General features: G+C 70.3%; 20 protein-coding genes. 12 read left to right on the forward strand and 8 right to left on the reverse strand.

What is annotated here, in order from left to right; genetic code table 11:
- Nucleotides 1-35 precede the first annotated feature (35 nt).
- The 3 genes from RR49_RS07955 to RR49_RS07965 are packed head-to-tail and all read left to right on the forward strand — an operon-like array spanning nt 36 to nt 3178.
- Complete coding sequence (locus RR49_RS07955) at nt 36-584, forward strand: ECF transporter S component (RefSeq protein ID WP_045247532.1); 549 nt, start codon at nt 36-38, stop codon at nt 582-584.
- A 36-nt stretch (nt 585-620) separates the two neighbouring features.
- Entirely contained in the window at nt 621-2384 is a 1764-nt protein-coding gene (locus tag RR49_RS07960) for an ABC transporter ATP-binding protein (protein ID WP_045247533.1), read from the forward strand.
- Entirely contained in the window at nt 2381-3178 is a 798-nt protein-coding gene (locus RR49_RS07965; RefSeq protein WP_045247534.1) for an energy-coupling factor transporter transmembrane component T family protein, read from the forward strand. The genes RR49_RS07960 and RR49_RS07965 overlap by 4 nt, the downstream gene beginning before the upstream one ends.
- Before the next feature lie 87 nt (nt 3179-3265).
- Here RR49_RS07965 and RR49_RS07970 read toward each other — a convergent pair whose 3' ends face one another.
- From RR49_RS07970 to RR49_RS07980, 3 genes are all read right to left on the reverse strand, one after another.
- Nucleotides 3266-4429, reverse strand: a complete 1164-nt coding sequence (locus tag RR49_RS07970) for an acyl-CoA dehydrogenase family protein (protein WP_045247535.1) — start codon at nt 4427-4429, stop codon at nt 3266-3268.
- 146 nt (nt 4430-4575) lie between these two features.
- Nucleotides 4576-5292 carry a response regulator gene (locus RR49_RS07975; RefSeq protein WP_045247536.1) on the reverse strand — a complete coding sequence of 239 codons (717 nt, stop codon included), beginning with the start codon at nt 5290-5292 and terminating at the stop codon, nt 4576-4578.
- A complete protein-coding gene (locus RR49_RS07980) occupies nt 5289-6857 on the reverse strand; it encodes an ATP-binding protein (RefSeq protein ID WP_045247537.1) in 1569 nt (522 codons plus the stop codon). Before RR49_RS07980 ends, RR49_RS07975 begins: the two co-directional genes overlap by 4 nt.
- A gap of 173 nt (nt 6858-7030) precedes the next feature.
- Between RR49_RS07980 and RR49_RS07985 the strand changes: the two genes are divergently transcribed.
- Genes RR49_RS07985 through RR49_RS07995 form a run of 3 tightly spaced genes read left to right on the forward strand, consistent with a single transcriptional unit; the run spans nt 7031 to nt 10246 of the window.
- Entirely contained in the window at nt 7031-8026 is a 996-nt protein-coding gene (locus tag RR49_RS07985) for a Bug family tripartite tricarboxylate transporter substrate binding protein (protein WP_045247538.1), read from the forward strand.
- Entirely contained in the window at nt 8023-8577 is a 555-nt protein-coding gene (locus RR49_RS07990; protein ID WP_048809088.1) for a tripartite tricarboxylate transporter TctB family protein, read from the forward strand. Before RR49_RS07985 ends, RR49_RS07990 begins: the two co-directional genes overlap by 4 nt.
- A gap of 7 nt (nt 8578-8584) precedes the next feature.
- On the forward strand, nt 8585-10246 hold the full coding sequence (locus tag RR49_RS07995) for a tripartite tricarboxylate transporter permease (protein ID WP_048809089.1): 1662 nt from the start codon (nt 8585-8587) through the stop codon (nt 10244-10246).
- A 25-nt stretch (nt 10247-10271) separates the two neighbouring features.
- Here RR49_RS07995 and RR49_RS08000 read toward each other — a convergent pair whose 3' ends face one another.
- Nucleotides 10272-11189, reverse strand: a complete 918-nt coding sequence (locus tag RR49_RS08000; RefSeq protein WP_048809090.1) for a M15 family metallopeptidase — start codon at nt 11187-11189, stop codon at nt 10272-10274.
- 122 nt (nt 11190-11311) lie between these two features.
- Here RR49_RS08000 and RR49_RS08005 point away from each other — a divergent pair, with 122 nt between their 5' ends.
- Nucleotides 11312-12388 (forward strand): Rv2578c family radical SAM protein, encoded by a 1077-nt coding sequence (locus tag RR49_RS08005; protein WP_045247539.1) that lies wholly within the window; start codon nt 11312-11314, stop codon nt 12386-12388.
- Between the two features lie 47 nt (nt 12389-12435).
- Here the strand turns inward: RR49_RS08005 and RR49_RS08010 are convergent, their stop codons facing one another.
- Nucleotides 12436-14664, reverse strand: a complete 2229-nt coding sequence (locus tag RR49_RS08010; RefSeq protein WP_045247540.1) for a DEAD/DEAH box helicase — start codon at nt 14662-14664, stop codon at nt 12436-12438.
- Nucleotides 14665-14886: 222 nt separating this feature from the next.
- Between RR49_RS08010 and RR49_RS08015 the strand changes: the two genes are divergently transcribed.
- Nucleotides 14887-15795, forward strand: coding sequence for an aldose 1-epimerase family protein (locus tag RR49_RS08015; RefSeq protein ID WP_045247541.1), 909 nt, complete (start codon nt 14887-14889; stop codon nt 15793-15795).
- 80 nt (nt 15796-15875) lie between these two features.
- The gene (locus RR49_RS08020) at nt 15876-16799 is read left to right on the forward strand and encodes an NADP-dependent oxidoreductase (RefSeq protein ID WP_045247542.1); all 924 of its coding nucleotides are present in this window, start codon (nt 15876-15878) and stop codon (nt 16797-16799) included.
- Nucleotides 16800-16879: 80 nt separating this feature from the next.
- Here the strand turns inward: RR49_RS08020 and RR49_RS08025 are convergent, their stop codons facing one another.
- Nucleotides 16880-17218 carry a YciI family protein gene (locus tag RR49_RS08025; protein ID WP_045247543.1) on the reverse strand — a complete coding sequence of 113 codons (339 nt, stop codon included), beginning with the start codon at nt 17216-17218 and terminating at the stop codon, nt 16880-16882.
- A 44-nt stretch (nt 17219-17262) separates the two neighbouring features.
- Nucleotides 17263-20382: an efflux RND transporter permease subunit gene (locus RR49_RS08030; RefSeq protein ID WP_045247544.1), complete on the reverse strand. Its 3120-nt coding sequence runs from the start codon at nt 20380-20382 to the stop codon at nt 17263-17265.
- Between the two features lie 266 nt (nt 20383-20648).
- On the opposite strand from RR49_RS08030, the gene RR49_RS15855 reads away from it, so the two are divergent.
- Entirely contained in the window at nt 20649-20810 is a 162-nt protein-coding gene (locus RR49_RS15855) for a hypothetical protein (protein ID WP_048809092.1), read from the forward strand.
- 111 nt (nt 20811-20921) lie between these two features.
- Here the strand turns inward: RR49_RS15855 and RR49_RS08035 are convergent, their stop codons facing one another.
- Nucleotides 20922-21677, reverse strand: coding sequence for a MerR family transcriptional regulator (locus RR49_RS08035; protein WP_045247545.1), 756 nt, complete (start codon nt 21675-21677; stop codon nt 20922-20924).
- Between the two features lie 191 nt (nt 21678-21868).
- Here RR49_RS08035 and RR49_RS08040 point away from each other — a divergent pair, with 191 nt between their 5' ends.
- Nucleotides 21869-22714, forward strand: a complete 846-nt coding sequence (locus tag RR49_RS08040; RefSeq protein WP_045247546.1) for a DUF4097 family beta strand repeat-containing protein — start codon at nt 21869-21871, stop codon at nt 22712-22714.
- A complete protein-coding gene (locus RR49_RS08045; protein ID WP_045247547.1) occupies nt 22711-23325 on the forward strand; it encodes a PadR family transcriptional regulator in 615 nt (204 codons plus the stop codon). The genes RR49_RS08040 and RR49_RS08045 overlap by 4 nt, the downstream gene beginning before the upstream one ends.
- Nucleotides 23326-23339 lie beyond the last annotated feature (14 nt).

The following is a 23339-nucleotide window of genomic DNA, read 5'->3' on the forward strand; positions in this document are numbered from 1 at the left end:
GAACTCTCACGAGAACGCGTCGCTACGCTGAGCGGGTGGCCGCCCGACCATCCGCCCTCTCCACCCGTGTCCTGCTGATCTGCGCCGCGATCGGCGTCGCCACCGGGCTCCTCGGGGGCATCGCCGGATGGATCACCCCGATCGTCATCGCGACCGCACCGATGCTCTACGGCCTGGTGCTCGGCGTGCACGTGCTGCCCGGCATCATCGCGCAGGAGGTCGTGCGGCTGCCCTGGGTGGCGCTGCTCGCGCACGTGCTCGCGGCGCTCGTCGCCAGCGCCACCAGCCCGCAGTGGGCGGGTCGCTACATCGGCACCGCCCTGCTCATCGGCGGCATCCAGGAGGGCGTCGCCGCCCTCACCCGGTACCGGTCGTGGGCTCCATGGCGCTTCTTCGTGTCCGCGGTCATCGTCGGTGCGATCATCGCCGTCGTCGTCGCGCTCATCGTCGACCTCGGGAGCTTCGCGCCGTGGGTTCAGGCGGCGTACCTCACGATCAGCGTGCTCGGCCCCGTCGCGTGGACGGCCGTCGGTCTCGCCGTCGGCGCCCGGCTGCGCAGCGCGGGAGTCGCCGCCCGTCGCTGACAGGATCCTCCCGCGGGCAGCCGGGTAGGTTAGGTGATGCTCACTTCCGTCGGTCGAGGTCTCGTGTCCCCTGCTCCCGTCATCCACGCGAACGGCGTCGCCGTGCGCCACATCGACGCCGACACGCCGGTGCCCGCGGGCGCGAGCTTGAGCGCTCACCCTGGCGAGGTGGTGCTGCTGCTCGGGCCGAGCGGGTCGGGAAAGTCGACGTTCGCGCTCACCCTCAACGGACTCATCCCGCACCACCTCGACGCCGAGGTGACGGGGGACGTCGTGATCGGGGATGCCGCGGCATCCGCGTCGACCGTCGCCGAGCTGTCGTCGCGGGTCGCCCTGGTCTTCCAGGACCCGGATGCGCAGATCGTGACCGCCCGCGTGCGCGACGAGGTCGCCTTCGGCCCCGAGAACCTGCGCGTCCCGCTCGCCGAGATCGCGACGCGCGTCGAGGCGGCCCTGCGGCGACTCGACCTGTGGGAGCGCCGTGACGACGACCCCGACATCCTCTCCGGAGGCGGTCGGCAGCGGCTCGCGATCGCCGCGGCCCTCGCAATGGGCACCCCCGCGATCGTGCTCGACGAGCCGACCGCGAACCTCGATCCGGCCGGCGCCGCCGAGGTGTTTGCCGCCCTGCGCGACCTGGCGTCGGCCGGCGATCACGCGATCGTCGTGATCGAGCACGATCTCGACGAGCTGGTCGAGGTGGCCCACCGCGTGGTCGTGCTCGATGCCACCGGTCGCACGGTCGCCGACGGCTCGGTCGACGACGTGCTGCGCGCCCGCGCCGCCGAGCTCGATGCCCTCGGTGTCTGGCTTCCCGCGGTCACCCTGGCGGCCCTGCGGCTGCAGCGCGCCGGGGTTCCGATCGAGCGGATGCCGCTGACCGCCGCCGAGCTGCGCGCCGCCGTCGCGGCGGCCCCGCCGATCGATGCGACGGCCGACGCACCGTCGTCGTCTGCGGCGCGCACGCCGGCCGACGCCTCCAGGACCTCTCCCGCCGCGAACGCCGTCGAAGTGTCGGGACTCACGCTGCGCCACGGGCGCGACGAGGTGCTGCACGACGTCTCCCTCACGATCGCCGCGGGCGAGTTCGTCGCGATCGTCGGCCCCAACGGCGCCGGCAAGACGACGCTCGCGCAGGCGATCGCGGGCGTGCGACGCACGCCGCGCGGCACCGTCCACGTGCGGGGCGCGGACGTCGCGCGCCGACGCACCACCCGGCGCATCGGTTTCGTGTTCCAGAACCCCGAGCATCAGTTCGTGGCACCGACGGTGCGGGAGGAACTCGCGTACAGCCTGCGCGGGCGCTCGGCCGCCGAGGTCGCCGAGCGGGTCGACGCCATGCTCGAGCGGTTCGATCTGACGGCGCACGCGACGCGGCATCCGTTTCTGCTGTCGGGGGGCCAGAAGCGGCGCCTGTCCGTCGCGACCGCGCTCATCGGGGGCGCCGACGTGCTGGTGCTCGACGAGCCGACCTACGGGCAGGATCGCGCCCGCGCCGACGAGCTGCTGCGCCTGCTGGGCGACCTGCACGCGCAGGGCACGACGGTCGTCGTGGTGACGCACGACATGCAGGTGGTCGCCGAGCACGCCGAGCGGGTGCTCGTGATCGAGCGCGGCCGGGTGATCGCGGATGCCTCCCCCGCCGTGCTGTTCGCCGACGAACCGCTCGTGCGGCGTGCGCGGCTACGGGTGCCGCCGTTGCGGGTCGCGTTCGCCGATCTGCCTGGCCAGCCGGCGCTGTCGGGTGTGATGCGGCTCGCCGACCTCGACGCCGTGCGGGGAACGACGGTGGCCGGATGACCACCGCCACTCCCATCGACGCGTCGGCACCGACGGTGATCCGCACGCGTCTCGGACTCGATCCGCTGACACTGTTCGCCGCGGTGATCCCGGCCTCGATCGGGCTCGTGTTCACGCGCGACCTGGTGGTGCCGCTGGTGTTCCTCGGCATCGGGCTGGCGCTCGCGCTGATCGTCTCGCGCGTGTCGGCACGCGTGCTCGCTCTGCTCGTGCTGGCGCTGCCGGTCGCGATCGTCGCGCTCGCGCTGCTGTTCGCGCTGTGGGTCGACCCCGCCACGGTCGCCGACACCCGCGTCGCGGTGGGCATCGCCGGGCGCGACCTCACCGTCGGCGCGCTCACCGTCGGGGCGGCCACGGCACTGCGGCTGGCGGCCATCACCGCGCTGCTGTTCGCCGCGGGCTCGGCGGCCGACGGACCGGACCTCGTGCGGGCGCTCGTGCAGCACCTGCGCGTGCCTTACCGCGTCGGTTACGCCGCCCTCGCCGCGCTGCGTTTCGTGCCCCGGTTCGCGCGCGAGCTCGACGTCATCCGGCGCGCGCACCGGGTGAGGGATGCCGCGGCCCCCGGCCCGTTCACCGCGCTCGCGCGGGGATTCGGCTACGCGGTGCCGCTGCTGGCCGGGGCCATCCGCCACGCGGAACGCGTGGCGCTCGCGATGGACGCGCGCGCGTTCGGCGCCCACGCGACTCGCACCGAGCCGCGGGTCGCACGCTGGCATCGCCTCGACACCGCCGTGGTCGCCGGCGGCTGGGTGCTCACCGTCGCGGTCTTCGTCGTCGTCGCCGCATCCTGACCCGAGACCCACGCCGCGGGGCGGCGGCTCCTGCCCGCGCATGACGAGGGGGACGAGGCATCCGCCCCGTCCCCCTCGTGCCGAGCGTCAGCGCTTGCCGACGATCTGACGCGACACGATGTCGCGCATGATCTCGTTCGTGCCGCCGTAGATGCGGTGCACGCGCGCGTCGAGGAACGCCCGGGCGATCGGGTACTCGGTGATGTAGCCGTAGCCGCCGTGCAGCTGCACGCCGAGGTCGAGCAGCTCCCACTCGCGGTCGGTCGCCCAGAACTTCACCTTCGCGGCCTCCTCGGCCGTGAGCTTCTTGTCCTTGTAGAGCAGCATCGCGCGGTCGATGTACGCCCACATCACATCGACGGTCGTGGCCATGTCGGCGAGACGGAACCGGGTGTTCTGGAAGTCGGAGATCGACTGGCCGAACGCCTCACGGCTGAGCGTGTAGTCGCGCGTCCAGACGAACGCGGCCTCGCCCGCGGCGGCCGCCGCGACACCGATCGAGAGGCGCTCGAGAGGCAGGTTCATCATGAGCTGGATGAAGCCGAGGCCCTCCTTGCCGCCGATGAGGTTCTCGTCGGGCACGAAGACGTCGCTGAACGAGAGTTCGGCGGTGTCCCACCCGTGGAAGCCCATCTTCTCGAGCTTCTTGCCGTGGTCGAAGCCCTCCATGCCGCTCTCGAGGATCAGCAGGCTGAAGGCCTCGGGACGGTTGCCCTCACCGGTCTTCACGAACGTGACGACGATGTCCGCGGTCTTGCCCGAGGAGATGAAGGTCTTGGCGCCGTTGACGATGTAGCCGCCGTCGACCTTCTTCGCGGTGGTCTTGATGCCGCGCAGGTCGCTGCCCGCGCCGGGCTCGGTCATCGCAAGCGCACCGAGCACCTCGCCGGTGGCCATGCGCGGGAGCCACTTCTCCTTCTGCTCCTGGGTGCCCATGTGCACGAGGTACGGAACCGCCAGGTCGTCCTGGATGCCGAACGCACCGGCGAGCGAGCCCTGTCCGACGCCGATCGTCTCCTCGAGCACGATCGAGCGGAAGCGGTAGTCCTGCAGCATGCCGGCGCCGCCGAACTCCTCCGGCACCGACAGGCCGATGATGCCCGCCTCGCCCGCGGCCAGCATGGTCGCGCGGTCGATCTCGCCGTCCTTCTCCCACTGCACGCGCTTCTCGTTCGTCGCGTACCGCTTGAGGAACTCCTTGACGACGTCGCGGAACGCCTCGTGGTCCTCGTCGTAGATGTCGCGCTCCATGTGCGCAGTCCTTCCGTCTTCGCTTCGGCGGGATACCCGCTCGCGGCTGCGCTCGTGGCCACGCCGCCCCTGCGATCCTAGGTCGCGAGGCGGGCCGCAGGCCAGGGCATTGTGGAATTGCATGTCACCGTCTGCGGAACTCGGTGTCAGCGTTGTGGGGATGCCGCAACCGGGCCGGAGCAGCGGGATTCCGCGGCGATCCGGTACCGCGTTCGGGGGCGACCGGCAGTGCCGTAGTCAAGTGACCGGGTCGCGGTGCCCGAGTCGGCGAGGTGCTCGAGGTAGCGCCGACAGCTGACGCGAGAGAGTCCCGCGAGGTCCGCGATTTCGGCAGCGCTCGCCTCGCCCGCCTCGGCGAGCGCACTGCGCACGACGAGGAGCGTCGGAGCACTCAAACCCTTGGGCAGCTGCCGCCTGGCGCCGGGTCGCATCAGAGCATCGACCGAATCCTGGTCGAGCCCCGGGCGCACTGACTGCGGCACCCGTCGCTCAGCAAGGACATCGTCGATACGCGCATGAAGATCGTCCGCCGTGAACGGCTTCACCAGGTAATGCCGAGCACCGCGCATGCGAGCCGCTCGCACGGTGTCGACGTCACGGGCCGCCGTCACCGCGATGACCTCCGGCTGCACGATCGTGCCGTCGGAACGCAGCACCCGCAGGGCCTCGAGCCCGGTGAAACCGGGGAGGAACACGTCGAGCAGCACGAGATCGGGCGCGAGATCGCGCACCAGTCGCACCGCTTCCGGACCGGTCGCAGCCGTGCCCACGACCTGACATCCGCCGTGGGCGTCCACGAACCGGGCGTGCAGAGATGCGACGGCCGGAACATCGTCGACGATGAGCACGCGGAGGACGTTCATCGTGTGGTCACCGCCATCGGCACCCGTAGCTCGACCTCGAAGCACGCCCCGCCCCAGGGAGACCGCGACACCCGGGCCCCGCCACCGCGACGCCGCGCGACCCGCGCGACGAGAGCGAGGCCGATGCCGCGGCGGCGACCGGCGACATCCTTCGTGCTGAACCCTTCGTCGAAGGCGCGCCGAGCGACCTCATCGTCGAGGCCGGGGCCCGAATCGTTCACCCTCACACGCACCTCGCCCGACACCGCCTGCACGACCACCGCGACGCGATCCTCGGCACGACACGCGTCGAACGCGTTGTCGATGAGGTTGCCGATCACCGTGCGCAGATCATCGGATGCCTCCCCCGGCACCGTCCCCTCGACGTCCACCGTCATCACGAGCCCCCGCTCGCGCGCCTGCGCGAGCTTCACCGACAGCAGCGCCGCCAGTTCCGCGCCGAGGTTCGCGGCCGGCTCATCGACGGCGAGCGCCCCGCCTGAGCGACTCTTTGCGACGAACTCCCGAGCCTCATCGATCTGGCCGATCTCGAGCAGTCCGGAGATGACATGCAGGGAGTTGGAGAACTCGTGTGCCTGCGCGCGCAGTCCGTCGGTGAGCGACTGCGCGCCATCCATCTCCCGCAGCGCCGCGTGGAGCTCGGTGTGATCCCTCAGCAGCAGAGTGCCGCCCACGCGCCGGCCGTCATCGTCGATCGTGCCGGTGCCGCGGGCGATCAGTGCCCGCTCGCCCGCCAGCACGAGTCGCCCGTCGGGCTCGCCTTCCTCGAGCACGGCGAGGATCGGCGCATCGACCACCTCGGTGAGCGGGCGCCCGACCAGATCGTCGACGTTGAGCAGTCGTGCTGCGGCGTCGTTGGCCATCGAGACACGGCCGTCGCTGTCGACGGTGACGACACCCTCACTGAGACGGTGGAGCATCGTCTCCCGGCTGTCGACGAGCTCGGCGATCTGCTGGGGCTCCAGCCGGAAGATGCGCCGGCGAACGAGGGCGGTGACTCCAGCCGCTCCGAACACGCCGACCAGCGTCGACCCGGCGACCGCGACCAGCAGCCAGGGCAGCCAGATCTGCACGTCCGCGGCGAGGGCCGACTCCAGCATGCCGACGGACACGGTTCCGATCACGCGCTGCGCGTCGTCAAAGATCGGGACCTTCACGCGCCACGACTCGCCGAGGGTCCCGGTCTGCGTGCCGACATAGACCTCACCGGACAGCGGAACCGAGGGATCGGTCGACACCTTCTCGCCGATGCGCTCAGGGTTCGGATGGCTCAGCCGAATGCCGGCGGCATCCGTCACGACGACATAGGCGAGCTGCGAGGACTCGCGCAGCACCTCGGCGATCGGCTGGATCTTCGCGCTCGGATTCGGCGAGTCGAGGGCGTCATGGATCGAGGGCAAACGGGCGATCGATTGAGCGACGCCGACCATGCGCTCACGATGGGCGTCTCTGATGGCCAGTTCCTGCACGCTGATGGCGACCGCGCCCGTCGCGACCGTCACCACGCACACGATGGCGGCCTGCAGCAGAAGCAACTGCAGCCTCAGCGACATTGCTCGGCGCATGGAGGACATTCTGCCCGTTGGGCGGCGCTGACGGCGGCGCGCACGAGACCAATACTTTCCGAACCCTCGCTTACTTTCGCAAGCGCGCCCGAGCACATCGACCCCCCTAACGTCGGGTGGCATTGAGGGGATGCGACGGCGCATCCCCGTACTCGAAGGAGAGTCGACCTCACATGCGTACACGCTTCGCCACCGCCGCCCTGCTCGCGGCGGTCGCCCTCAGCTTGACGGCCTGCCATCCGCAGGCATCGAGCGGCGGCTCTGCAGCCGGACCGTCATCTGTGCAGATCATCGTTCCCGCCGATCCTGGCGGCGGCTGGGACCAGACCGGTCGCGCGATCTCGTCGACTCTCACCGGCGACAAGCTGGTCGGCGCCGCTCCGGTCAACAACGTGGGCGGCGCCGGAGGCACTGTCGGCCTCGCCTCGCTCGCGAATGAGCGCAACCCGTACACCCTCATGGTCACGGGCCTGGTCATGGTGGGCGCGGTGGAGACGAACTCGGCGCAGAACCGACTCGAGGACACGACACCGATCGCCCGGCTGACCGACGAGCCCCTGGTGGTCGTCGTGCCCAAGGATTCGCCGTACCAGACGCTCAAGGAGTTGGTCGACGCGGTGCTCGCCGATGGGCAGAAGATCACCATCACCGGCGGCTCCGCCGGTGGCGCCGACCACATCCTCGCGGGGCTGCTGCTCGAGGCCGCCGGCCTCGACGGGGCGGGCATCACCGAGAAGCTCAACTATGTGCCTAACTCCGGCGGCGGTGAAGCGGTGTCGCTGCTTCTCGGCAAGAACGCGTCGGCCGGCATCTCCGGCGTCGGCGAATTCGCCGAGTACGTCACCTCGGGTGACCTGCGCGCCCTCGCGGTGTCCAGTGACGCTCCGGCGGCCCTGATCCCTTCGGCGCCCACCATGACCTCGCAGGGCTACGACGTCGTCTACACGAACTGGCGCGGGCTTCTCGCACCGGGCGGTATCAGTGCCGAGCAGAAGCAGCAACTGGTCGACCTGATCACCCGCATGCACGCATCGGCTGCGTGGCAGGCGACGCTCAAGGACAAGGGCTGGACGGACGCGTTCCTCACCGGGGATGAGCTCTCGACCTTCCTCACCGCCAACATCTCCGACGTGCAGTCGACGCTGAAGAACATCGGACTCACGTCGTGACGACGGACATCACTCCCACCTCCGGGGCGGCGTCGCCGCCCCGGAGGTGGAGCGGGGATCGCATCGGGGAGCTCGTGTTCGCGGCGCTGGTGTTCGGCCTCGGCCTCTACGCGCTGATCGGCGCCTTCGCGATCCGCACCCCCGCCGGCGCCCAGGTGGGCCCGCGCGTCTTCCCGTATCTCGTGTCGGCGCTGCTCATCGGAGCCGGCACCGCACTTATCATCGGCGTACTCCGTGGCCGCCTCGGTCAACGCGAGGAGGGCGAGGACATCGATTCGAGTGCCCGCACCGACTGGTGGACGATCACGAAGCTCGTGCTGCTGTTCGTCGGCGTCGTTCTGCTGCTCGACGTTCTCGGCTGGTGGCTCACCGCAGCACTTCTGTTCGGCGGCGCAGCCCTCAGCCTCGGCGCCAAGAAGTGGTGGATCGCTCTCACGGCCGGGCTCATTCTGGGCATCGCGACCCAGATCCTGTTCGGCGAGGGCCTCGGGCTCTTCCTCCCCCGCGGCTGGGCATTCGACGCCTGGTACGGCCCCGGCCCCCTCTTCTAGGAACCTCATGGACAACATCTCCCTCCTCCTGCAGGGCTTCGCCACGGCCGTCCAGCCCGAGTACCTGCTGTTCGCGTTCATCGGCGTGCTCGTCGGAACTGCCGTCGGCGTACTCCCCGGCATCGGTCCGGCGATGACGGTGGCGCTCCTGCTGCCGTTGACGTACTCACTGCCGCCCACCGCCGCGATCATCACGTTCGCAGGCATCTACTACGGCGGCATGTATGGCGGCTCGACCACGAGCATCCTGCTGAACACCCCCGGCGAGTCGGCGTCGGTCATCACGGCGATCGAAGGCAACAAGATGGCCAAACTCGGCCGAGGAGCAGCAGCGCTCGCGACTGCCGCCATCGGCTCATTCGTCGCCGGCACCATCGCGACCGCCCTCCTGACCCTCTTCGCACCAGTGATCGCCGGCTTCGCGGTCAACCTCGCGCCGGCCGACTTCGTGGCCCTCATCGTCGTGGCGTTCATCACGGTCGGCGCACTGCTGGGTTCGTCGGTCTCCCGCGGCATCGCCTCTCTCGGCATCGGCCTGTTCATCGGCCTCGTCGGCACCGAGCAGACCACCGGTCAGGCGCGTTACACGATGGGCATGCTTGCGCTCTCCGACGGCATCAGTGTGGTTCTCGTCGCGGTCGCGCTGTTCGCCGTCGGTGAGGCGCTCTACGTTGCAGCGAGACTGCGCAGCGGGCCGATCCCGATCATCCCCGTGACTCGCGGATGGCGCAGCTGGATGTCCCGCGAGGACTGGCGCCGATCGTGGAAGCCATGGCTGCGCGGCACTGCGATCGGGTTCCCGATCGGCACGATCCCCGCGGGCGGCGCCGATGTCGCCACGTTCCTGTCGTACGCCACCGAGAAGCGCTTCTCGCGCCACAAGAAGCAGTTCGGCCGTGGGGCGATCGAAGGGGTCGCCGGCCCCGAGGCAGCCAACAACGCCGCCGCCGCCGGTGTGCTCGTCCCGCTCCTGACGCTCGGTCTTCCGACGACCGCGACCGCCGCGATCATCATCACGGCGTTCCAGTCGTACGGCATCCAGCCCGGGCCGCAGCTCTTCCAGTCGCAGGGCGACCTGGTGTGGGCGCTCATCGCGAGCCTCTATATCGGCAATGTGCTCCTGCTGGTGCTGAATCTGCCGCTCGCGGGCATCTGGGTGAAGCTCCTGCAGATCCCCCGTCCGTACCTCTACGCCGGAATCCTGACGTTCGCCGCCCTCGGCGCCTACGCGGTGAGGTTCTCGACGATCGATGTGCTCATCCTTCTGATCGTCGGGGCACTCGGGTATGTCATGCGGCGCTTCGGCTACCCGGTGGCCCCCCTCATCGTCGGCCTCATCCTCGGCCCGATGGGCGAGCAGCAGCTGCGCAAGGCGCTCCAGCTGAGCCAGGGCAACATGGGCGATCTCGTGCTGCATCCGTTCGCGGCGACGTGTTACGCGGTGCTGATCGTGCTCGTCACCGCGGGACTGTGGCTCAAGCGTCGTCAGAACCGTTATGAGCGTGCCCTCGAGGCCTCGCTCGCCGCAACGACATCCCCCGCCGCAGCGGTGGATCGACTGTGGGACGAGGGCGAGCGTCCGTCCGAAGTGTCGACCGACGCGATTCGAGCGGAAGAGGCAACGCGTCTGGCGCGAGCCGCGCGGCGCGATCGACACGACGAGCGATGACGGATGCCTCGGGTGGCCGGACCGGTCACCCGAGGTAGTTCGGCGCGGCGGGCAGTCCGAAGAACGCCTCGAGCGTGTGGAACCCGCCGTCATGGTACGCCGCCGCGAGCTGCGGCCCGATGTAGCGCAGGTGCCAGGGCTCGGAGTCGTACCCCGACACCGCCGTCTGCCCCGGCTCGTAGCGCACGATGAATCCGTAGCGCCAGCCGTTCTCGGCCACCCATTTCCCGGCCGCCGACGTGCCGAAGCCGTCCATCGTGCCGCATCCGGCAGAGGTGCACGAGACGACGTCCGTCGCGAACCCGGTCTGGTGCTCGCTGTATCCGGGATGAGCGCTCGTCGCATCGGCAGCCGCCTTGCCGCCGTTCGCGACATTCGACGCGTACGTGCTCACCTGCGTCTGGTACGACCGGTAGCCGCTCACCACCCCGAGGCTGCCCACGCCCGCAGCGGCCGCGGCATCCGACATCGTGGTGAGGGCGGCAGCGGCGGACGGCTGCAGTTGACCTGCCCCGTTCACGAGGCGCACACCGACCTTGGCGAGCGCGGCCGGCGCGAAGGACAGCGGCTCGAGCGGGCGCGCCTTGTCGACGACGACCCAGACGTGGTTCGCGTCGGCGAGGGTGATGCAGGGGGCGTCTCCGGAGACCACGGCGTCGCGGAACGCGGCACCACCGCCCACGGCCGTGATGACGGCCTCGTCGTCACGCGCGGCGAGCGCCGCGGTGACCGCCGGGTCGTCGCAGGGCTGCGGCGCCGGGTTGGGCGTCGACGTGAGTGCCGGGACGGGGAGAGCGGCAGCGACGGCAGGCGCAGCGGCCACGTGTCGCGGCGCCACGAGACGCGGCAGCACCGCGAACGCGCACGCCGACGCCACCACGATCGCGACCAGGCCGATCGTGACGGTCCATCGGAGCGCGGAGATCCGCGGGGCGTCGGCCATCAGTCCATTGTGTGCCGCGTTGCGTGCGGCCGCGACCCATCGCTTTCACATCCCCTCATCTATTTACGATATTGGGCCCCACCAGACTTGACTTAACATCGATGCTTTGTTCGACTGTGCGCATGAGGTGGAACGGTCAACGCGTCGGAGAGACGGATGCCGCGGCCCTCGCGGGCCTCGACCGCGATGGCGGCATCGTGCGCAGCGTCACGACTCCCGAGTTCGCAGGCATCACCTTCCACGAGGTGCTGGCCAAGTCGGCGCTGAACCACGTGCCGGGGGCATCCGCGATGCCGTTCGACTGGACGGTGAACCCCTACCGCGGGTGCAGTCACGCCTGCGTCTACTGCTTCGCGCGCGGCACGCACACGTATCTCGACCTCGACGGCGGTCGCGACTTCGACACCCAGATCGTCGTGAAGATCAACGTCGCGGAGGTGCTCGCCGCCGAGGTGCGCCGCGGCAGCTGGGGCCGGGAGCACGTCGCCCTCGGCACCAACACCGATCCGTATCAGCGGGCGGAGGGGCGCTATCGGCTCATGCCGGGCATCATCGACGCGCTCGCCTCCTCGGGCACACCGCTGTCGATCCTCACCAAGGGCACGCTGCTGCGCCGCGACCTCCCGCTGCTCGCCGCCGCGCACGACGAGGTGGACGTATCACTCGCGTTCTCGATCGCCGTGTTCGACGACGCCCTGCAGAGCGCTCTCGAACCCGGCACCCCGACGGCCGCCGCGCGCCTGGCGACGGTGCGGGCCGCCGCCGCCGCGGGCTTCCGCCCGACGGTGTTCCTGATGCCCGTGCTCCCCCACCTCACCGACTCGATCGCCCAGCTCGACGATGCGCTGCGGCGTATCCGTGAGGCGGGAGCGGCGCGCGTCGTCTACGGCGCTCTGCACCTGCGCCCGGGCGTGAAGCCGTGGTTCTTCTCGTGGCTCACGCGGGAGAGGCCCGAGCTCGTCGGGTCGTACCGCGGGCTGTTCCCCGGGGTGTCGGCGACGACCCCGGCCGCCTACCGGCAATGGCTCGCGCGACGGATGCGTCCGCTGCTGCGCGCCCATCGACTTGACGGGCGGGATGAGACCGAACTGCCCACGCGCACCCGTCGGGGCGCGGCATCCGCCCCGCCCGCGGTGCGCACGACGGGCGCCTCCGCGGTGCCCACCCCACAGACGACCGCGGCCGCCCGTCTGTTCTGACGGGCGGCCGCGGCGGCGTCGACGGGGCTCAGGCCCGCGTCATCGGATCAGGCGTCGACCTCGGCGAGCTGGCGACCGGCGAGCTCCTCGATGAGGTCGTCGCCCGGGCGGGCATCCTCGAAGGGCGCGTTGATCTCGGCGCGCTCGAGCATCTCCGTCATTCGACGACGACGCTGACGGGTGATGAGGGTCACGACCGTGCCTCTGCGACCCGCGCGTCCGGTGCGGCCCGAGCGGTGCAGGTAGGTCTTGTACTCGTCGGGAGCGTCGGCCTGCACCACGAGGTCGATGTCGTCGACGTGGATGCCGCGGGCCGCGACATCCGTCGCCACCAGCACACGCACCTTGCCGTCGGTCAGACGCTGCAGGTTGCGGGTGCGCTTGGCCTGGTTGAGGTCGCCGTGCAGCGCGACGGCCGGGATGCCGGCGTCGTCGAAGCTCTCGGCGAGCATCTCGGCGTAGGCGCGGGTGCGGGCGAAGACGAGCGTCTTGCCCTCACGGTCGACGAGCGAGGTGACGACCTCGGCCTTGTCGCGGTGGTCGATCACGAGCACGCGGTGGTCGATCGTGCCCGACTCCTGCGTCTCACCGGCGACCTCGTAGACCTCGGGCTCGACGAGGAACTCGTCGACGAGCGCCGCGACCTCACGGTCGAGGGTCGCCGAGAAGAGCAGCTTCTGACTGCCCTCGGCGGTGCGACGCAGGATGCGCTGCACCGGCTCGACGAATCCGAGCTCGCACATGTGGTCGGCCTCGTCGAGCACCGCGATGCTCACCTCCGAGAGGTCGAGACGACCCTGCTCGATGAGGTCCTCGATGCGGCCCGGGGTGCCGATGATGATGTCGACGCCCTTCTTCAGCGCGCCGACCTGACGGGCCTGCGGGACGCCGCCGTAGATCTGCGTGGTGAACAGGCCGACGCTGCGGGCGATCGGCTGCACGGTGCGGTCGATCTGCAGCGCTAGCTCGCGCGTCGGCGCGAGGATGATCGCCTTGGGGGCGCGACCGTACTCGCGCTTGCTGCCGGCCTGCGCGCGCAGGATCGACTCGACGAGCGGCGCGCCGAACGCGATCGTCTTGCCGGAGCCGGTGCGACCGCGGGCCAGCACGTCACGGCCGGCGAGGATCGGGCCGATCGTCGCCGCCTGGATCGCGAACGGGGCGGCGGCGCCGAGCTCGGCGAGGGCCTTCACGATGTTCTGACCGAGACCGAGCTCGGCAAAACCCTGACCCTCGACGGTCTCGGCCTCGACGGCCTGCGCCTCGAGACGCTCGTGCACGACGTCGACGTGCTCCTCGAAGCGGGCAGGCTTCGCGTTCCAGTCGGCGCGGTTCGGGGCGTCGTCACGACGGGGACGGGCATCGCGGCGGTCACCCGTGCGCGGGGCGCGGTCGTCGCGGCGGTCGCGGTCACCGAAGGAGGGACGGTCGCCGCGGTCGCGGTACGACGGACGGTCGTCACGGTCACGAGCCGGACGACGCTCCGCCCGGTCACCGTACGACGGACGCTCGGAACGCTCGCCGTACGGACGACGCTCGGCGCGGTCGCCGAAGGAGGGCCGGTCACCGCGGTCGCCATAAGCGGGACGCTCGTCACGGTCACGCGCCGGACGACGCTCGGCACGGTCACCGTACGACGGACGCTGGTCGCGGTCGCCGTATGCGGGACGCTCGGACCGCTGACCGTACGCGGGACGCTCGCCGCGGTCGCGATACGACGGACGGTCGTCACGGTCACGCGCCGGACGACGCTCCGCGCGGTCACCGTACGACGGACGCTCGGAACGCTCGCCGTACGGACGACGCTCGGCGCGGTCGCCGAAGGAGGGACGGTCGCCGCGGTCGCCGTACGCGGGGCGGTCGCCGCGATCGCGGTACGACGGACGCTCTCCGCCGCGGGCGGGACGATCGGTGCGGTCGCCGTACGACGGACGCTGGTCGCGGTCGCCGTAAGGGCGACGCTCGCCGCGGTCCTCGAAGGAACGACGGTCGTCGCGGTACGAGCCGCGACCGCCGTCGGCGGTGTGCTGACGGATGCCGCGAGCCTCGTCGCGGCCGGCCTTCTCCTGGGCGCTCCAGCGACGCTTGGGCGCCTCGGCGGCCTGCTCCTCGGCACGGTAGCCGCGGTGGTTGGGGCTCTTCGAACCAGGACGGGCCGTGGCGCTCGAGCTCTCGCCGGGGCGGCGCTTGCGGTCCTGGAACCCGGTCTTCGACCCGTAGCGCGGGTCGAAGTTCTTCGCCGGACGACCGCCGGCGGGCTTCTTGTTCTTGGGCATGGTGAGTTCTTCTTCCTCGTGTCTGAACGCACGAGAACAGCGCTCGGTTCATGCCGAGCATCCCGGGCGCACGTGGGCCGGGGGCCGTTCAAGTGATGGTGGTCATGAGCGCCGAATAGCGCACACCATCGGCCCCGAGGACTCACACAAGAAAGAAAACCGCGTCACGCGGTGTCCGAAGCCGACCCTCTATCTTAGCGCACGTCGCATTACGCTGAAGACATGAGTGCTGCGCCGGCCACGGGCATCCCGTTTCACATCGGTCGGGGCGCGGTCTCGGCGTCCATCGCCCCCGTCGGCGCGGCGCTGCGCGCGGTGACGGTCGACGGCGTCGATCTCGTGCCCGGCTACCCCGATGAGCTGCCCACACCCGCTGCGTGCGGGGTCGTGCTGGTGCCGTGGCCGAACCGTGTGCGTGCCGGAGCCTGGAGCCAGCGCGACCGCAGCTACCAGCTCGCGCTCTCCGAGCCTCAGCTGGGCAACGCCTCGCACGGGCTGCTGCGCTTCGCCACGTATGCAGCCGACGAGGTCGCCCCGGACAGCGTCACCCTGCGGGCACCGGTCGTGCCCCAGACCGGCTATCCGTTCCACCTCGAGACGCGCGTCACGTATCGCGTCGCGGAGCGCGGGATCGAGGTACGTCATGAGATCACCAATGTCGGCGGAGAGGACGCGCCCGTCGCCGTCGGAACGCATCCGTACCTGCAGATCTCGGATGTCGCGACCTCCGACCTGACCGTCGAGATCGACGCCGCGACCCGCTATCTGCTCGACGACCGCAAGCTGCCCGTCGGTACCGCCCCGGTCGATGCCGCCCACGACCTGCGCACACCGCGTCGGGTCGGCGACCTCGACATCGACACCGCGTACGCCGACCCGGTGCGCGACGACGAGGGGCGCATCCACGGGCTGCTGCGCGCCCCGGACGGACGCACCGTCGACCTCTGGGCGGGCGAGGGCTTCACCCACCTGCAGGCCTTCACCACCGACCGTTTCCCCGGCACCCCCGTCGCGATCGCGATCGAGCCGATGACGGCACCCGCCGACGCCCTCAACTCGGGCGATGGGCTGCGCTGGCTGGCGCCCGGTGAGAGCTGGCGATTGGTCTGGGGCATCGATCTCGTCGTGTGACCACGGATGACGACACCCCGCGCGTCGGGGGAATGGCGATGGATGCCGCGCGGTTGCGGCCTCCTCGGAAAGGAACTCCCATGAAGTCAGTGCAGATCGTGAGCTGGGGCACCACCGACGACCTCGAAGTGCGGGACATCCCCACGCCCGAGGCGGGCGCCGGACAGGTGCGGGTGAAGGTGCAGGCGACGGGACTCAACCCCGTCGATTGGAAGATCATCGAGGTGATGCAGGACAAGCCGGGCGGCTATGGCGCCCACATCGTGCTGCCGTCGGGCAACGGCAACGACTACGCCGGTGTCGTCGACCAGGTCGGCGAGGGTGTCACGGGGGTCTCCGTCGGTGATGCGGTCTTCGGCGGCAGCCGCTACTTCGCGCAGGCCGAGTACGTCGTCGACGACGCCGGCAGCGTCATCCCGATCCCCGACGGGCTCACCGTCGCGCAGGCCGGCGGACTCGACATCGTCGGCCGCACGGCTGTGGCGAGCGTCCGTCAGGTCGCACCACAGGCGGGCGAGACCGTGCTCGTCTCGGCGGCCGCGGGCGGCGTTGGCGTCATCGCCGCGCAGCTGGTCCGCCTCGCGGGAGCCCGCGTGATCGGCACGGCGAGCCCTGCCAACCACGGCTACCTCACCGAACTCGGCATCGAGCCGGTCGCCTACGGAGACGGACTCGTCGAGCGTCTGCGCGAGCTCGCGCCCGAGGGCATCGACGCGGTGCTCGACAACCAGGGTCGCGCGACCCTCGAGGCCGCGGTCGAGCTCGGCGTGCCGACCGGACGCATCAACACGATCGCGGAGCACTCCTTCGCGGCGCAGCACGGCATCTCCTCCGTCGGCGGCGCGAAAGCCGACAATAAAGACCTGGCCGAGCTCGCCGGCCGCATCGCCGCGGGCGAGATCCTCTTCCCGATCGACTCGGTGTACCCGCTCGATCAGGTGACAGCGGCCTACGCGCACCTGAAGGCGGGCCACCTGCGCGGCAAGGTCGTGCTCGAACCGTGAGCACGGAGTCGGGTCGGCGCGCAGAGCCGCGTCGTCCCGACTGCTGCGGCCGGCCCCCTGCTGCGCTCGGCGCGTCGCGCTCAGTCCGCGGGCGGGCCGAGCAGCGGCCGCAGCTCGAGGCGGCGGTTGCACGCGCGTGAACCCTCGATCATCAGGGTGCGCGCGGCATCCTCATCGTCCGCCTCGATGATCCAGAACCCCGACGTCCACTCGGGCGCCTCGACGAGAGGTCCGTCGACGAGCACCGGATCGGCGCCGCGACCGTCGATGAGAACGGATGCCGCAGGATGCGCGAGGCCCGCCCCGAACACCCAGTGGCCGCCGTCGACGAGCGCTTGGTTGAAGACGTCGATCGCGGCCATCTCCTCAGGCGTCGCCGACGAGCTGCGACTGTCGACCACGTTCACCAGGAACTGCATGGGGTGATCATCCTCCCGGAGCCGGCGCCGCGCCACTCGTCCGGTCAGTGCGCGGGGCTCGCCTCCGCCACGGCCGAGGTCTTCGCCGCCCGACGCGCCTGACGACGCTCCTTGGCACCCTCGACGAGGTTGTAGAGCGTCGGCAGCACGAGCAGGGTGAGAAGCGTCGACGACACGAGCCCGCCGATCACGATGATCGCGAGCGGCTGCGAGATGAACCCGCCGTGCCCGGTGATGCCGAGCGCCATCGGGGTCAGCGCGAAGATCGTCGCGAGCGCCGTCATGAGGATCGGGCGCAGACGCCGCGAGCCGCCGGCGATGACGGCGTCGTGGGCCGAGAGACCCTTCTCGCGGTACTGGTTGACGAGGTCGACGAGCACGATCGCGTTCGTCACGACGATGCCGATGAGCATCAACACGCCGATGAGAGACGCGACACCGAGCGGCACGCCCGTGACGACCTGCAGGATGATGGCACCGGTCGCGGCGAACGGCACCGACACCAGCAGCAGCAGCGGCTGACGCAGCGACTTGAAGGTCGCGACCATGACGATGTAGACGATGAGGATGGCCGCGAGCAGTGCGAGCCCGAGCTGCGAGAACGCCGACGACTGATCGGAGGCGACACCGCCGATCGTGGCGGTCGCGCCACTGGGCAGCACGGTGTCCTTGAGCGCGGTGTTGACGCTCGCGGTCGCTGTCGCCAGGTTGTCGGTCGACGGCGTGATGGTGATCGCCGCGGTGCGCTGGCCACGGTCGGTCGTGATCGAGACCGGGCCCTGACTCTGCGCGACAGTGGCGAGCGAGTCGAGGCGCACCTCGCCGGCCGCCGTCGGGATCTGCAGCGCCTTGAGGGCATCGACCGTCGTGGGCACGTCGCTCGCCTGCAGGTAGACACTCACGCCGGTTCCGTTCAGCTCGACGGTGCCGACCTGCTGCGGACGCATGGTGTTCGAGACGATGCTCCCGACCGCGACCTCGGAGAGCCCGGCCGCGGCGGCCTTCGCACGGTCGACCGTGACGGCGATGAAGGGCAGCGAGGCGGACAGGTTGCTGGAGATCTGACCGATGCCCGCCTTCCCCTGCACGGCCTTCACGAGCGCGTCGCTCGACTGCTGCAGCGAGGACTCATCCGGTGCGGTGATGTCGATCTCGATGTTGCTCGACGTGAACCCGCCGCCCGACGCCTGCACCTGCACGGTGCCGACGTTCGGAAGCGCCGACAGCGCCGACTCCACGCGGGTGCGCAGATCGACCTGATCCACCGAGGCGTCGGTGGTGATCGAGTAGGTCACGCCTGACCCGCCGCCCGAGAAGGCGTCGCGCAACGACGACCCGCTCGAGCCGATCGAGGTCTGCACCGTCTGGACGCCGCTGACGCCCTTCAGCGCCTGCTCGACCTGTTTCGCTGCGGCGTCCTCGGAGTCGAGGCTGGCCGCGTTGCCGAGCGACTGCGTCACCGTGAGCGTGTTCTGACCGGAGTCGCCCAAGAAGTTGATCTTCATGAGCGGCGCCAGCCCGCCGGTGCCGACCAGCACGAGCACGGCGATGAGCAGCGTCACCCAGGAATGCCTCAGCGTCCAGCCGATGATCGGCAGGTACGCCTTCTGCAGGCGGGTGGGCGGGGCATCCACGTGCTCGGGGTCGATCGGAGCGCCCGCGGCATCCGTCACGGGCTTGCCCGGCCGCAGGAACCAGTACGCCAGCACCGGCACGATGGTCAGCGCCACGAAGAGCGAGGCGACCATCGCCAGGGTGACCGTGAGCGCGAAGGGGCGGAACAGCTCGCCGGTGATGTCGCCGACGAAGGCGATCGGCAGGAAGACGGCCACGGTGGTGAGCGTCGAGGCGCTCACCGCGGTCGCGACCTCGCGCACCGCCTTGATGATCGAGGGGAGCTTCTCGGCATCGCCGACGTAGTGACGTTTGATGTTCTCGATGACGACGATGGAGTCGTCGACGACGCGGCCGATCGCGATCGTCAGCGCACCGAGGGTCAGGATGTTGAGCGAGTACCCGAACGCCTGGATGCCGATGAAGGTGATGAGCACGCTCGTCGGGATCGAGATGGCCGTGACGAGCGTCGAGCGCACCGACAGCAGGAACAGCAGGATCACCACGACCGCGAACACGAGTCCGAGCAGTCCCTCTTCGGCGAGCGACTGGATCGACTGCTCGATGAACGGCGCCTGATCGAAGACGACGGTGAACGAGCCGCCGCCGAGCTGGGTGGTGAGATCCGGCAGCGCGTCGCGCACCTCGCGGGAGACGTCGACGGTGTTCGCGGACGGGAGCTTCGTGATCGCGATCGTGAGGGACGGCTCACCGTTCACTCGGGAGATCGAGGTGATCGGCGCCTGGCCGAGCGTGACGGTGGCGACGTCGCCGATGGTGACAGCGCCCTTCAGCAGCTGCGGCGCGGTCGTGGGCACGAGCGGGAGTGCGGTGATCTGATCGACCGACGTCAGTTTGGTGCCGGTCTGCACCGTGAGGGTCTGGTCGCCCTCGGTGATCGTTCCGCCGGGGAAGAGGATGCCGTTCTGCGACAGGGCGTCCTTGACGGCGGTCTGCGTGTAGCCGTGTGCGGCGAGCTTTGCCGGATCGGGGACGATCGTGACCTGCTGGGCCCGCCCGCCGACGATCTGGGCGGCGTTCACACCCGCAAGCTGCTGCAGCTTGGGCGCGATGACCGACTCGAGGCGCGCCTGGGCTGCCGCCTCGTCGGAGTATCCCGACACCGCGACCTGGATGACGGGGAAGTCGGACACGCTCGCGGTCACCACACTCGGGTCGACGCCGCTGGGCAGCGTGCTCTTGATGCGATCGATCGCGAGCGAGACCTTCTGCTCGGCGGTGGTCAGGTCGGTGCCGTACGTGAACGATGCCTGCACGATCGACGAGTTCGCGGTGCTGGTCGCACTCGAGGACTCGAGACCGGGCACCCCCTGGATCGCCGTCTCGATCGGGGTCGAGACATCGTTCGAGACGACCTCGGGCGACGCCCCGGGGTAGCTCGAGACGATCGCGAGCTGCGGGAACTCGACGGAGGGGATGAGCTCCTGCTTGAGGCTCGTGAGCGCGATGCCACCGAAGATCGCCACGACGATGGTGACGAGGGCGATCAGAGCGCGGTTCTTGAGGCTGAGGACGGCGAGGTGCGACACGGTCGGCCTTCGTGATCGTTGACGGATGCCGGAGTCCGGCCGATACACGTCTGTATCGGGGTCAGTATCGCACGCCGATCCTTCTGTATGACTGAGGGATGCTGCCGGTCGCGGCCGCGGCATCCGTCACCGCCGACGGCCGCGCTAGCACCGGGGCGCGGGCGTCGTCAAGCCTGGGCCGGCGGGCGGGGCGTGATGCCACTCTGGGCGTGCGCCGTCGTGCGCCTCTGCGAGGAGACCCCTCGCGCCGACCCACAGGAGGATCCATGAACATCGCCCTGGTTCTCATCATCGTCATCGCCATCGTGGTGGCGATCGTCAGCGGACTGAACGCCGCCCTCAGCTGGTTGCTGTGGGTCGCGCTGATCGTGGGCGTGATCGCCCTCATCGCGTTCCTGCTGAGGGTCATCGGCGGCCGCAAGGCCTGATTTTCCCCGGGACGGTTGCGCGTTTCGGGTGCGCGCGCCGTCGACTCTCCGTCCCCCCAAGGAGAGCGGATGCCGCGGCTTTCTGCCGCGGCATCCTTTTGTGTCCGGGCATCACGTGTCGGCGCGATCGGCCCACATGCGAAGCGCGTCGCGCACGAACGTCGCGCCGTCGACGCCGCCGTAGTTCGCGGCGAAACGCGGATCGGCGACGTACATGTCGCCGAGGCCGCGCACGTAGGCGCGTACGTCGCCGCCGTCGCCCGCGGGCGTGCCGGGAATCGCGCACAGCCAGGCGACGTGACGGTCGGCGAGGCGTTGCGCGTCGTCGCCGGACGGATCCTCCCCGGCGATCGCCGCGGCGCGCCAGTCGGACTGCAGCGCGCGGGAGCGCTCCTGCCACGCGGCGCGATCGTCGGCGCTCATGCCGCGCCACCACGCGTCGCTGCGGGCGTAGGCATCCGCGCCCCAGCGCCGCTCGACCTCCTCGCGGTGCTCCTCGTGGGCGAACCCGTCGAACATGTTCTCGGCCATGAGCCGTTCTCCTCTCCGGAGTGCGTGGATGGTGTGGGTGACGGATGCCGCCTGTCGCCGCAGCCGCTCCTGCCGGCGTTCGATGGCGTCGAGGTGGACCTCGAGCGCCGTGGCCGTGTCGGCGTCGCGGTCGAGCGCGGCAGCGATGTCGGAGAGCGGCAGCCCGAGCTCCCGCAGCAGCAGGATGCGCTGCAGGCGCACGAGCGCGGCGTCGTCGCACAGGCGGTAGCCGGCGGCGGTTGTCGAGGACGCCGGCAGGAGTCCGATCGCGTCGTAGTGCCGCAGAGTGCGGCTCGTGACTCCGACGATGCGGGCGACGTCCGTGATGCTGCGCATGCGGTCTCCGTTCGTCGGGGTGCGGCGCCGGCGAGGATGTCCGTCGGCGTCGGGTTCGAGCGTAGGGATTGACGCTGCGTCAAGGTCAAGCCCGCGGCATCCGATTCTCGATCAGCGCTTACGCAAACGCGATATATCGTGTTATCCTCACAACACGCGATATATCGCGTTCATCGAACCAGGAGAACGACATGACCCCTGAGAAGTGGCTCATCCACCCGGGCGAGACCCGGGTCATCGACATCGCATCCGCGACCGCCCTCAAGGTGGGGCTCGTGGGCGGCGAGGTCGACATCGTCGCCCACGACGAGCCGACCGTGCGCATCGAGGTGCACGGCGTCACCGTCAAAGACCTCCGGGTCGAGGTCGACGGCGACCGCGTCGAGATCGACCACCCCCAGCTGCGGTGGGACAACTTCCTCGAGGTGTTCCGCAACTTCGGCTCGGGCGGCCCCAAGGCCGAGATCAGCGTGGCCGTCCCCCGCGACATCGCGCTCACCCTCGGCGTCGTCAACGCGAGCGCGCTCGTCGCCGGCCTCCAGCGCGACGCGCGTCTCAACACCGTCTCGGGCGACATCATCGTCGACGGCCACACCGGATCGCTCACCCTCAACGCGGTGTCGGGCGACGTCCAGGTGCGCGGGCTCGAAGGCAGGCTCGGCGCCAACAGCGTGTCGGGCGACGTCGCCGCGACGGGCGTCATCACCAAGGCCGACGTCGACACCGTGTCGGGCGCGCTGCTGTTCGACTCGACCGGCCCGGTGCATCAGATCGGTTTCAACACGGTGTCGGGCGACGCGACCGTGCGTCTGGACCCCGACCTCGCCGTCAACTACGTGCTGCGCAGTGTCAGCGGGAAGGTGCAGCTCGACGGCATCGTGCATCGCGGCAACGGCCCGGGCGTGAACTTCACCGGATCGATCGGCGAGCTCAGCGGCTCGTTCGCCGACGTGCGCGTCAACTCGGTCTCGGGCGACGTCACGCTGCTGCGCCACACCCCCGACGCGGCGCTCTCCCCTGAGGACGGTGCCCGATGACTCCCGCGGTCTTCTCCCACGGCGACCTGCGCCTCTACCTGCTGAACCTGCTCGACGAGTCCCCCCGGCACGGCTACGACCTCATGCAGGCCCTCGCCGACCGCACCGGTGGTACCTACACGCCGAGCGCCGGAACCATCTATCCGCGGCTGTCGAAGCTGGAGGAGGAGGGGCTCGTCACCAAGACCGTCGACGGACGCAAGACCGTCTACGAGATCACCGACGCCGGACGCGCCGAAGTGGCATCCCGCCGGGGCGACCTCGACGGCATCGAGGCGCACCTGTCGGACTCGGTGCGCCTCATCGCCGAAGAGGTGCGCGGCAGCGTGCGCGACGCGATGAAGAGCCTGCGCGCCGACCTCGCGGCGGCCAAGGCCGACCAGCGCAGCCACACCCCGCGATCGTTCGTGACCGAGCCCGACGACCGCGCCGACAGCCGCGAGCAGGTGCGCCGACTCGACGTCGTGGTGAACGAGTTCCGCGCCCAGGTGCGCGCCGACGCCCGCACCCACGTCGCGCGCGGCGGGGAGCTCGCCGCGACCGTGGTCGACGAGGTGGAGCGCGCACTCGACGAGGCCGCGCGGGAGCTGACCCGGGCCCTGCGGCGCTGAGTGCCGCTGCGGTT

Source organism: Microbacterium ginsengisoli (assembly GCF_000956535.1).
GTDB lineage: Bacteria > Actinomycetota > Actinomycetes > Actinomycetales > Microbacteriaceae > Microbacterium > Microbacterium ginsengisoli.

Excerpts from the sequence above, each read along its gene's own strand:
- RR49_RS07960 (WP_045247533.1), top strand. The coding sequence starts at position 621 with ATGCTCACTTCCGTCGGTCGAGGTCTCGTGTCCCCTGCTCCCGTCATC.
- RR49_RS07965 (WP_045247534.1), top strand. The coding sequence starts at position 2,381 with ATGACCACCGCCACTCCCATCGACGCGTCGGCACCGACGGTGATCCGC.
- RR49_RS07970 (WP_045247535.1), bottom strand. The coding sequence starts at position 4,429 with ATGGAGCGCGACATCTACGACGAGGACCACGAGGCGTTCCGCGACGTC.
- RR49_RS07975 (WP_045247536.1), bottom strand. The coding sequence starts at position 5,292 with ATGAACGTCCTCCGCGTGCTCATCGTCGACGATGTTCCGGCCGTCGCA.
- RR49_RS07980 (WP_045247537.1), bottom strand. The coding sequence starts at position 6,857 with ATGCGCCGAGCAATGTCGCTGAGGCTGCAGTTGCTTCTGCTGCAGGCC.
- RR49_RS07985 (WP_045247538.1), top strand. The coding sequence starts at position 7,031 with ATGCGTACACGCTTCGCCACCGCCGCCCTGCTCGCGGCGGTCGCCCTC.
- RR49_RS07995 (WP_048809089.1), top strand. The coding sequence starts at position 8,585 with ATGGACAACATCTCCCTCCTCCTGCAGGGCTTCGCCACGGCCGTCCAG.
- RR49_RS08000 (WP_048809090.1), bottom strand. The coding sequence starts at position 11,189 with ATGGCCGACGCCCCGCGGATCTCCGCGCTCCGATGGACCGTCACGATC.
- RR49_RS08005 (WP_045247539.1), top strand. The coding sequence starts at position 11,312 with ATGAGGTGGAACGGTCAACGCGTCGGAGAGACGGATGCCGCGGCCCTC.
- RR49_RS08010 (WP_045247540.1), bottom strand. The coding sequence starts at position 14,664 with ATGCCCAAGAACAAGAAGCCCGCCGGCGGTCGTCCGGCGAAGAACTTC.
- RR49_RS08015 (WP_045247541.1), top strand. The coding sequence starts at position 14,887 with ATGAGTGCTGCGCCGGCCACGGGCATCCCGTTTCACATCGGTCGGGGC.
- RR49_RS08020 (WP_045247542.1), top strand. The coding sequence starts at position 15,876 with ATGAAGTCAGTGCAGATCGTGAGCTGGGGCACCACCGACGACCTCGAA.
- RR49_RS08025 (WP_045247543.1), bottom strand. The coding sequence starts at position 17,218 with ATGCAGTTCCTGGTGAACGTGGTCGACAGTCGCAGCTCGTCGGCGACG.
- RR49_RS15855 (WP_048809092.1), top strand. The coding sequence starts at position 20,649 with ATGAACATCGCCCTGGTTCTCATCATCGTCATCGCCATCGTGGTGGCG.
- RR49_RS08035 (WP_045247545.1), bottom strand. The coding sequence starts at position 21,677 with ATGCGCAGCATCACGGACGTCGCCCGCATCGTCGGAGTCACGAGCCGC.
- RR49_RS08040 (WP_045247546.1), top strand. The coding sequence starts at position 21,869 with ATGACCCCTGAGAAGTGGCTCATCCACCCGGGCGAGACCCGGGTCATC.
- RR49_RS08045 (WP_045247547.1), top strand. The coding sequence starts at position 22,711 with ATGACTCCCGCGGTCTTCTCCCACGGCGACCTGCGCCTCTACCTGCTG.